10 protein-coding genes and 1 tRNA gene are annotated in these 10286 nt (G+C 66.7%); all 11 read left to right on the plus strand.

The genetic code is table 11. The features are described 5' to 3' along the window. Window positions 1-746: tRNA lysidine(34) synthetase TilS (tilS, locus tag ACIY1X_RS20655; RefSeq protein WP_399684197.1), on the plus strand; the 746-nt coding region annotated here is incomplete at its 5' end. A 72-nt stretch (window positions 747-818) separates the two neighbouring features. After that, window positions 819-2087: an aspartate kinase gene (locus ACIY1X_RS20660; protein WP_399684200.1), complete on the plus strand. Its 1269-nt coding sequence runs from the start codon at window positions 819-821 to the stop codon at window positions 2085-2087. 40 nt (window positions 2088-2127) lie between these two features. Continuing rightward, window positions 2128-2220 (plus strand) — tRNA-Ser (locus tag ACIY1X_RS20665). A gap of 196 nt (window positions 2221-2416) precedes the next feature. Further along, window positions 2417-2821 (plus strand): hypothetical protein, encoded by a 405-nt coding sequence (locus ACIY1X_RS20670; protein WP_038218540.1) that lies wholly within the window; start codon window positions 2417-2419, stop codon window positions 2819-2821. Between the two features lie 310 nt (window positions 2822-3131). Next, window positions 3132-4463 (plus strand): isocitrate lyase, encoded by a 1332-nt coding sequence (gene aceA, locus ACIY1X_RS20675; RefSeq protein WP_399684203.1) that lies wholly within the window; start codon window positions 3132-3134, stop codon window positions 4461-4463. 262 nt (window positions 4464-4725) lie between these two features. Next, window positions 4726-6633 carry a threonine--tRNA ligase gene (thrS, locus tag ACIY1X_RS20680; RefSeq protein WP_399684206.1) on the plus strand — a complete coding sequence of 636 codons (1908 nt, stop codon included), beginning with the start codon at window positions 4726-4728 and terminating at the stop codon, window positions 6631-6633. A 107-nt stretch (window positions 6634-6740) separates the two neighbouring features. After that, entirely contained in the window at window positions 6741-7334 is a 594-nt protein-coding gene (gene infC, locus ACIY1X_RS20685) for a translation initiation factor IF-3 (RefSeq protein WP_399684214.1), read from the plus strand. Between the two features lie 164 nt (window positions 7335-7498). Then, window positions 7499-7702, plus strand: coding sequence for a 50S ribosomal protein L35 (gene rpmI, locus ACIY1X_RS20690; RefSeq protein ID WP_038218549.1), 204 nt, complete (start codon window positions 7499-7501; stop codon window positions 7700-7702). A gap of 25 nt (window positions 7703-7727) precedes the next feature. After that, entirely contained in the window at window positions 7728-8087 is a 360-nt protein-coding gene (rplT, locus tag ACIY1X_RS20695) for a 50S ribosomal protein L20 (RefSeq protein WP_038218552.1), read from the plus strand. Between the two features lie 112 nt (window positions 8088-8199). Continuing rightward, the gene (gene pheS, locus ACIY1X_RS20700; RefSeq protein WP_399684209.1) at window positions 8200-9243 is read left to right on the plus strand and encodes a phenylalanine--tRNA ligase subunit alpha; all 1044 of its coding nucleotides are present in this window, start codon (window positions 8200-8202) and stop codon (window positions 9241-9243) included. A 22-nt stretch (window positions 9244-9265) separates the two neighbouring features. Beyond that, on the plus strand, window positions 9266-10286 hold a 1021-nt coding region (gene ytpR / locus ACIY1X_RS20705; protein ID WP_399684212.1), incomplete at its 3' end, for a YtpR family tRNA-binding protein.

Raw genomic sequence — 10286 nt, forward strand, 5'->3', positions numbered from 1 at the left:
GCGTGGATGCGCGCGCGGCGCCGGGAGACAGCCCCGAGGACGCCGCGCGGCAGGCCCGCTACGCGGTCTTCGGCGCGCTGCGGCCCGAGCCGTCCCTGCCGGCGCCGGTGCGCTGCGTGGCCCTCGCGCACCATGCGGACGACCAGGTGGAGACACTGCTGCTGGCGCTGTCGCGCGGGGCCGGCTTGCCGGGCCTGGCGGCGATGCCGGCGCGCATGGTGCGCGGCGGCGTGGTCTTCCACCGGCCGCTGCTGGCGGTGACGGCCGCGCAGATCCGGGACTGGCTGCGCGCGCAGCAACTGCCCTGGATCGAGGACCCCAGCAACGGCGACGCGCGATACACCCGCAACCGCATCCGCGCCGAGGTGCTGCCCGCGCTGGAGCGCGCCTTCGGGCCCGTCCATGCCACCTTCGCGCGCAGCGCGGCGCACGCGGCCCAGGCGCAGCAGTTGCTGGCCGAGGTCGCGGCCGGCGATCTGGCTGCCGCCGGCGACCCGCCGCGCATCGCGGCGCTGCGGCAGTTGCCGCGCGCGCGCCGTGCCAACCTGCTGCGCCACTGGCTGGCCGGGCAGGGCGATGCGGCGCGGCCCAGCGCCGTGCAGATGGAAGCACTGCTGGACCAGATCGAAGCCTGCCGCACCCGCGGCCACCGCATCCACCTGAAGGCCGGCCGCGGCGCCGTGCAGCGCGATGGCGAGGTGCTGCGTTGGTACAATTGCCCGCCCTTGCCGAAGGCATCGCGCTGACGTCGGCGCACCGCGCGGCACCCCCGCCGCGCCTGCCGTGCAAGGACGTTCCCTTCTTCGCATTCCATCCCCATGGCATTGATCGTTCACAAGTACGGCGGCACGTCGATGGGCTCGACCGAGCGCATCCGCAACGTCGCCAAGCGCGTCGCCAAATGGGCGCGCGCCGGTCACCAGATGGTGATCGTCCCCAGCGCCATGAGCGGCGAGACCAACCGGCTCCTGGGCCTGGCCAAGGAACTGGCCCCCAGCCAGCCGAATGATGACTACCGACGCGAGCTGGACATGCTCGCCGCCACCGGCGAGCAGGCCTCGTCGGCGCTGCTGGCCATCGCGCTGCAGTCCGAGGGCATGGAGGCGGTGAGCTACACCGGCTGGCAGGTCGGCGTGCGCACCGATTCCAGCTACACCAAGGCCCGCATCGAGAGCATCGACGACGCCCGCGTGCGCGCCGACCTGGCCGACGGCCGCGTGGTCGTGATCACCGGCTTCCAGGGCGTGGACGACGAAGGCAACATCACCACGCTGGGCCGCGGCGGCAGCGACACCTCGGCCGTGGCCATCGCCGCCGCGCTGAAGGCCGACGAATGCCTGATCTACACCGACGTGGACGGCGTCTACACCACCGACCCGCGCGTCGAGCCCGATGCGCGCCGGCTCTCGAAGGTCAGCTTCGAGGAGATGCTGGAGATGGCCAGCCTGGGCTCCAAGGTGCTGCAGATCCGCTCGGTGGAGTTCGCCGGCAAGTACAAGGTGCCGCTGCGCGTGCTGTCCAGCTTCACGCCCTGGGACATCGACATCAACGAGGAAGCCAAGTCAGGCACCCTGATCACTTTCGAGGAAGACGAAACCATGGAACAAGCCGTTGTCTCCGGCATCGCGTTCAGCCGCGACGAGGCCAAGATCTCGGTGCTCGGCGTGCCCGACAAGCCGGGCATCGCGTATCACATCCTGGGTGCAGTGGCCGATGCCAACATCGAGGTGGACGTCATCATCCAGAACCTCTCGAAGGACGGGAAGACCGACTTCAGCTTCACCGTCACCCGCAACGAGTACGCGCGCACCGTCGAACTGCTCAAGACCAAGGTGCTGCCGAGCCTGGGCGCCAGCGAGATCGTGGGTGACACCAAGATCTGCAAGGTCAGCATCGTCGGCATCGGCATGCGCAGCCACGTCGGCGTGGCGAGCAAGATGTTCCGCGTGCTGAGCGAGGAGGGCATCAACATCCAGATGATCTCCACCAGCGAGATCAAGACCTCCGTCGTGATCGACGAGAAGTACATGGAACTGGCCGTTCGTGCGCTGCACAAGGCCTTCGACCTGGACCAACCCGCCGCCTGAGACGGATGCCGGCATGGCATAATTGCCGGCTCGACCTTCTGGAGACGTGACCGAGTGGCCGAAGGTGCTCCCCTGCTAAGGGAGTATGGGGTGTAGAGCCTCATCGAGGGTTCGAATCCCTCCGTCTCCGCCAGACAGCCCCGTCAGTGTTCGCACTGGCGGGGTTTTCTTCTTTCCGGAGCGGCGGCGGAGCACTGCGGCGACGCTTTGCCGCAGGTTCGCGGCTTGGCGATCGGCGTGCGCAGGCTGCCGCGCTCCTCCTACAGCAGGCCGCCTGCGGGCTTCATAGGCTGGGGCACGGCCTGCCGGACGGGCCGAGGAGCGATGCCATGCAACCTTTCGCGCTCACCCCACAGATGCTTTCCCCCATCGGCGGTGCCTTCTATCCCACCGGCCACTCGATGGTCATGTATCCCGACGAGACGCAGGCCCGTGCTGCGGCCGATGCGCTGGTCCATGCGGGCTTCACGGGCGACGCCGTGTACTTCGTGCCGGCCCGTGCCGTGCTCGAGCAGATCAGCCCCACCGTGGCCGAGGCCGACGACCCGCTGCCGTCCGCGGGAACCGACGCGGCGACGGTGCGGGCCTTCACCGAACTCGCCCGGCAGGGCCATGTCGGCCTGCTGGTGCGCACGCGCAGTGACGAGGATCGTGATCGTCTCGCCTCCGTGCTGAAGGACACCGCGCCCTCCATCGCGCAACGCTATCGCCGGCTGGTGATCGAGGACCTCTGAGGCCATCCGCGCCCCCTGGAGCGGCTGCCCCGGGAGGCGTGGATTCCAGGCATTCCGAGCTTGCGTCGACACCGTTCCCATGAAGAAGAAAATCATTTCTCATCGCGGAAAATGATCGTGCTGCGTCGCCGCAAAATTTCTCAATGCAAGAAAAATAATTCTACATTGAGAAATATGCAATTTAAGTGGTTGTGGATAAAAGAGAAAATTCACGTCTTCTATAAGACATAAGAGTCTGACGCTGCGATAAAGTCACTCCAACGGCGCACAGGCCGGAACCGTTTCCAGAACCACCACTTCAGGAGTGACCATGCCCCAGACCATCACCGAACAACTCAGCCGCGAACAGCAGATCGCCGCGCTCGAAAAGGATTGGGCGAGCAACCCGCGCTGGAAGGGCCTCAAGCGCGGCTACAGCGCTGCCGACGTGGTGCGCCTGCGCGGCTCGGTGCCGATCGAGTACACGCTGGCCAGGCGCGGCGCCGAGAAGCTGTGGGAGAAGATCAACGGCGGCGCCAAGAAGGGCTACGTGAACGCCTTCGGCGCCATCACCGCCGGCCAGGCCATGCAGCAGGCCAAGGCGGGCCTGGAGGCCGTGTACCTGTCGGGCTGGCAGGTGGCCGCCGACGGCAACACCTCCGAGACCATGTACCCCGACCAGTCGCTGTACGCCTACGACTCGGTGCCGACCATGGTCCGCCGCATCAACAACACCTTCAAGCGTGCCGACGAGATCCAGTGGGGCCGCGGCGTGAACCCCGGCGACAAGGAGTTCATCGACTACTTCCTGCCGATCGTGGCGGATGCCGAAGCCGGCTTCGGCGGCGTGCTCAACGCCTTCGAGCTGATGAAGAACATGATCGCCGCGGGTGCCGCGGGCGTGCACTTCGAGGACCAACTGGCGGCCGTGAAGAAGTGCGGCCACATGGGCGGCAAGGTGCTGGTGCCCACGCAGGAAGCCATCGAGAAGCTGATCGCCGCGCGCTTCGCCGCCGACGTGATGGGCGTGTCCACCATCGTGCTGGCCCGCACCGACGCCGAGGCGGCCAACCTGATCACCAGCGACCACGATGCCAACGACAAGCCCTTCCTGACCGGCGAGCGCACGCAGGAAGGCTTCTACCGCGTAAAGAACGGCCTGGAGCAGGCGATCAGCCGCGGCGTGGCCTATGCACCGTACGCTGACCTGGTGTGGTGCGAGACCGGCACGCCCGACCTGGGCTTCGCCCGCGAGTTCGCCCAGGCCGTGCATGCCGCATCGCCCGGCAAGCTGCTGTCGTACAACTGCTCGCCCTCGTTCAACTGGAAGAAGAACCTGGACGACGCGACCATCGCCAAGTTCCAGGACGAGCTGTCCGCGCTGGGCTACAAGTACCAGTTCATCACGCTGGCCGGCATCCACAGCAACTGGTACAACACCTTCAAGTTCGCCCACGCCTACGCCCGCGGTGAAGGCATGAAGCACTACGTGGAAATGATCCAGGAACCCGAATTCGCGGCGCGCGAGCAGGGCTACACTTTCGTGTCGCACCAGCAGGAAGTCGGCGCCGGCTACTTCGACGACGTGACCACCGTGATCCAGGGCGGCTCGTCCAGCGTCAAGGCGCTGACCGGTTCGACCGAGGAAGAACAGTTCCACTGATTCGGGAATCGCCTGCTGTCACCTTGAGCCCGGCCATGTGCCGGGCTTTTTTGCGCAGGTAGAATCCGCTTCCTTCACCTCCCAACAAGGACGAGAAAGGCATTCTGGTTATGACACCGCGAACTACCACCGAAGGTTTCGAGCACCCCACGGGCCGGTAGCGCAGGTGGGCTGGACGCGTCCAGCCGCCAGAACCCCAAGCAAAGCGCGGCCCCGGCCGCGCTTTTTGTTTGTCTTGCCTTTTCGCGAAAGAGTCTTTCCCATGATCCAGATCACGCTCCCCGACAACTCGCGCCGCGAATTCCCCGGCCCGGTGACGGTGGCCGAGGTGGCGCAGGCCATCGGCCCCGGCCTGGCCAAGATGACGGTGGCCGGCAAGGTCGACGGCCGGCTGGTCGATGCCAGCGACCGCATCGAGCACGACGCGAAGCTGCAGATCATCACGCCCCGCGACGAGGAAGGGCTGGAGATCATCCGCCACTCCACGGCCCACCTGGTGGGCCACGCCGTCAAGCAGCTCTACCCGACGGCCAAGATGGTGATCGGCCCGGTGATCGAGGAGGGCTTCTACTACGACATCGCCTACGAGCGCCCGTTCACGCCCGAGGACATGGCGGCCATCGAGCAGCGCATGCGCGAACTGATCGCGCAGGACTACGACGTGATCAAGAAGATGACGCCGCGCGCCGAGGTGATCGAGGTCTTCAGGTCGCGCGGCGAGGACTACAAGCTGCGCTTGGTCGAAGACATGCCCGACGAGAAGGCGATGGGCCTGTACTACCACCAGGAATACGTGGACATGTGCCGCGGCCCGCACGTGCCCAACACGCGCTTCCTGAAGGTCTTCAAGCTGACGAAGCTGGCGGGCGCCTACTGGCGCGGCGACGCGAAGAACGAGCAGCTCCAGCGCATCTACGGCACGGCCTGGGCCGACAAGAAGCAGCTCGACGCCTACATCCAGCGCATCGAGGAGGCCGAGAAGCGCGACCACCGCAAGCTGGGCAAGGAGCTGGACCTGTTCCACATCGACGAGGTCGCGCCGGGCCTGGTGTTCTGGCACCCCAAGGGCTGGGCCATCTGGCAGGCGGTGGAGCAGTACATGCGGCAGGTCTACCGCGACACCGGCTACCAGGAGGTCAAGGGGCCGCAGATCCTCGACAAAAGCCTGTGGGAGAAGACGGGCCACTGGCAGAACTACCGCGACAACATGTTCGTCACGGAGTCGGAAAAGCGCGATTACGCGCTCAAGCCGATGAACTGCCCCGGCCACATCACGATCTTCAAGAGCGACCTGCGCAGCTACCGCGACCTGCCGATCCGCTACGGCGAATTCGGCCAGTGCCACCGCAACGAGCCCTCGGGCGGGCTGCACGGCATCATGCGTGTGCGCGGCTTCACGCAGGACGACGGCCACGTCTTCTGCACGGAGGATCAGATCCTCGACGAATGCGTGGCCTACACGGGCCAACTGCTCAAGGTCTACCAGGACTTCGGCTTCGAGGACATCCTCTACAAGGTCGCCACGCGGCCCGAGCACCGCATCGGTTCCGACGAACTGTGGGACAAGGCCGAGGGCGCGCTGATGGAGGCGCTGCGCCGCTCCGGTGTGGACTTCGTCATCGCGCCCGGCGACGGCGCCTTCTACGGACCGAAGATCGAGTACACGCTGCGCGACGCCATCGGCCGCCAGTGGCAGTGCGGCACGATGCAGGTGGACTTCAACATGGCCGAGCGCCTGGGCGCCGAGTACGTGACGGAAACCAGCGGCCGCGCGCACCCGGTGATGCTGCACCGCGCCATCGTCGGCAGCCTGGAGCGCTTCATCGGCATGCTGATCGAGCACCATGCCGGCGCCATGCCCGCCTGGCTGGCGCCGGTGCACGTGGCGGTGCTCAACATCACGGACGCCCAGGCCGACTACGCTCGCGACGTGGCGAAAACGCTGCGGAATCAAGGGCTTAGGGTCGAGCTGGACCTGCACAACGAGAAGATTACGTATAAAATCCGCAAGCACGCGTTGCAAAAGCTTCCGTACATCCTCGTCGTGGGCGACAAGGAAAAGGAAGCAGGAGCCGTCGCGGTGCGCGCCCGAGGCAACGTGGACCTCGGAACCATGTCGGTGGAAGCGATCGCCCAGAGGATCGCCGACGACATCACCCAGAAGCGTTGACAGGAAACCGGCCCGGGCCTTCGTCCGGGTTTTTTGTCACAGCCAGGGCGCACCGTTGCTGCGGATAACGCTACTTTTTTTGTAGCATCTTGATGAAGGATTGAACCATCGCTACTGCATTTCGCGACCGCCGCCAGCGCGAGGAACGCCAGCACCGCCTGAACCGGGAGATCATGGCCCCGGAGGTGCGTCTTTTCGGGCCGGAGAACGAGGCATTGGGTGTGGTCCCCCTGCAAGAGGCCCTGCGCCTCGCGGGTGAACACGACGTGGACCTGGTGGAGGTGGTTGCGGCCGCCAACCCGCCGGTATGCCGCCTGATCGAATACGGCAAGTTCAAGTTCCTCGAACAGAAGAAGGCTGCCGAAGCCAAGGCGAAGCAGAAGGTCATCGAAGTCAAGGAGGTGAAGTTCCGCCCCGGCACCGATGACGGTGACTACAACATCAAGATGCGCAACATCCGGCGCTTCCTGGACGACGGCGACAAGGTGAAGATCACCCTGCGCTTCCGGGGGCGCGAGATCACGCACCAGGAGTTGGGGCTGGCGCTCTTGCAGCGCATCCGCGACGAGCTGGGCGATGCGATCCTGGTGGAGCAGTTCCCCAAGCTCGAGGGCCGGCAGATGATCATGATGATCGCGCCGGGCCGCAAGAAGGCGGGCGGGGGAACGAGCAAGTCGGCCACCGAGCCGGCGGCGGCCTGAGAAGGCTGCCAGGGCTGCCCGCCGTGGCGGGATGCCCGATGAGGATTTCGCAGCAGGGTGCCGCAAGGCGGCCTGCTGCGGGATGAAGAAGTGCCTCGAAGGCCGACAAGTCCGCGAGCCAGTTTCGCGGCGCCTTGCGAGCACAACGAAGAAGGAGCATTCACATGCCCAAAATGAAGACCAAGAGCAGCGCGAAGAAGCGTTTTCGCGTCCGTCCCGGTGGCACCGTCAAGCGCGGTCAAGCCTTCAAGCGTCACATCCTGACCAAGAAGACCACCAAGAACAAGCGTCACCTGCGCGGTGCGGTGGCGGTGCATGAGACCAACATGGTCTCGATGGCCGCCATGCTGCCCGGCCAGGGCATTTGATCAACTGACGGACAAGGAGTAACACATGCCTCGCGTCAAACGTGGCGTCACCGCCCGCGCTCGTCACAAGAAGGTTCTCGCCCTCGCCAAGGGCTTCCGCGGCCGCCGCGGCAACGTCTTCCGCGTCGCCAAGCAGGCGGTGATGAAGGCGGGCCAGTATGCCTACCGCGATCGCCGCACCAAGAAGCGCGTGTTCCGCCAACTGTGGATCGCGCGTATCAACGCTGCCTCGCGTGAACTGGGCCTGACCTACAGCCAGTTCGCCAACGGCATCCGCAAGGCCGGTATCGAGATCGACCGCAAGGTCCTCGCCGACATCGCCGTGCACGACAAGGCCGCTTTTGCCGGCATCGTGGAGCAGGTCAAGGCCAAGCTGGCTGCTTGATCCCGCACCGCGACGGCCGCTCCCCCGGGAGCGGCCGGATGCGCCCACGGTTCCAGGGCCGGCGCTTGAGAAAGCACCGGCCCTTTTTCATTCCCCATTCCCCCTGTCTCCCATGAACGAGCTGGACTTGCTGGTCGACCAGGCCCGCGCTGCCTTCGCTGCCACCCAGGCCCCCGCCGAACTCGAGGACGCGAAGGCGCGCTTCCTCGGCAAGTCCGGCCGGGTGACCGAGCTGATGAAGGGCATGGCCCAGCTCAGCGTGGATGAGAAGAAGACCCGCGGCGCCGCCATCAACGCCGCCAAGCAGGCCATCGAGGCGGCCCTGGCCGAGCGGCGCCAGCAACTGGCCGACGCCGAGCTGGCCGCGCAACTGCAGGCCGAGGCGCTCGACGTGACGCTGCCCGGCCGGCGCCGCGCCGGCGGCGGGCTGCACCCCATCGCGCGCGCGCAGGAGCGCATCGAGGCGATCTTCGCCAGCATGGGCTTCGACGTGGCCGACGGCCCGGAGATCGAGACCGACTGGTACAGCTTCACGGCGCTGAACAACCCGCCGAACCACCCGGCGCGCTCGATGCAGGACACCTTCTACGTCGATATGAAGGATGCCGAGGGCCAGTGGTTCAACCTGCGCCCGCACACCTCGCCGATGCAGGTGCGCTACGCCCAGGCCCATGCCCGCAAGTACGCCGGCCAGGCGCACATGCCGGACATCCGCGTCATCGCGCCCGGCCGCACCTACCGGGTGGACAGCGACGCCACCCACTCGCCCATGTTCCACCAGGTCGAGGGCCTGTGGATCGGCGAGAACGTCAGCTTCAAGGACCTGAAGGTGATGTACCTGGACTTCATCCAGGCCTTCTTCGAGACCAGCGCGCTGAAGCTGCGCTTCCGCCCCAGCTACTTCCCCTTCACCGAGCCCAGCGCCGAGATCGACATCATGTTCGAGGAGGGCCCGCTGGCCGGCCGCTGGCTGGAAGTGTCCGGCTCCGGCCAGGTGCATCCGCAGGTGGTGCGCAACATGGGCCTGGACCCGGAGCGTCACATCGGCTTCGCCTTCGGCTCCGGCATCGACCGGCTCGCCATGCTGCGCTACGGCGTGAACGACCTGCGCCTGTTCTTCGAGGGCGACCTGCGCTTCCTCGGCCAGTTCCAGTAAATCCAGAACGAGACGCATAGAGATGCAATTCCCCGAGTCCTGGCTGCGCGAGTTCTGCAACCCGCCCCTCAGTTCAGAAGCCCTCGCCGAGACGCTGACCATGGGCGGCTTCGAGGTGGAGGAGCGCCGCCCCGCCGCGCCGCCCTTCACGCAGGTGGTGGTGGGCGAGATCAAGGAAGCCGTGCAGCACCCCAACGCCGACCGCCTGCGCGTGTGCCAGGTGGACGTCGGCGGTGAAGCGCTGCTCCACATCGTGTGCGGCGCGCCCAACGCGCGCGCCGGCATCAAGGTGCCCTGCGCGCTGGTCGGCGCCGAGCTGCCGCCCGGCGAGGACGGCAAGCCCTTCCGCATCAAGCTGGGCAAGCTGCGCGGCGTCGAGAGCCAGGGCATGCTGTGCTCGGCGCGCGAGCTGGGCCTGAGCGAGGACCACGGCGGCCTGCTGGAGCTGCCCGCCACCCTGCTGCCGGGCGAGGACGTGCGCGCCGCGCTGCAGCTCGACGACGTGGTGCTGACCATCAAGCTCACGCCCAATCTGGCGCACGGCCTGTCGGTGTACGGCATCGCGCGCGAGCTGTCGGCCCTGACCGGCGCGCCGCTGGTCACACCCGAGATCCCGGCCGTGCCGCCGCAACTGGACGACACGCTGCCGGTGCGCGTCGAGGCGAGCGACCTGTGCGGCCGCTTCTCGGGTCGCATCGTGCGCGGCGTGAACACCGCCGCCGCCACGCCGGCCTGGATGGTCGAGCGCCTGGCGCGCTGCGGGCAGCGCAGCGTCACCGCGCTGGTGGACATCTCGAACTACGTGATGTTCGAGTACGGCCAGCCCTCGCACATCTTCGATCTGGACAGGATCCACGGCGGCCTGGCGGTGCGCTGGGGCCGCACGGGCGAGCAGCTCAAGCTGCTCAACGGCAGCACCGTGACGCTGGACGGCACCGTGGGCGTGATCGCCGACGAACGCGAGGTGGAGTCGCTGGCCGGCATCATGGGCGGCGACGCCACCGCCGTGTCCGACGACACGAAGAGCATCTACATCGAGGCGG

The organism is Xenophilus sp., assembly GCF_044462705.1.
In the GTDB taxonomy this organism is placed as follows: Bacteria; Pseudomonadota; Gammaproteobacteria; order Burkholderiales; family Burkholderiaceae_C; genus Xenophilus; species Xenophilus azovorans.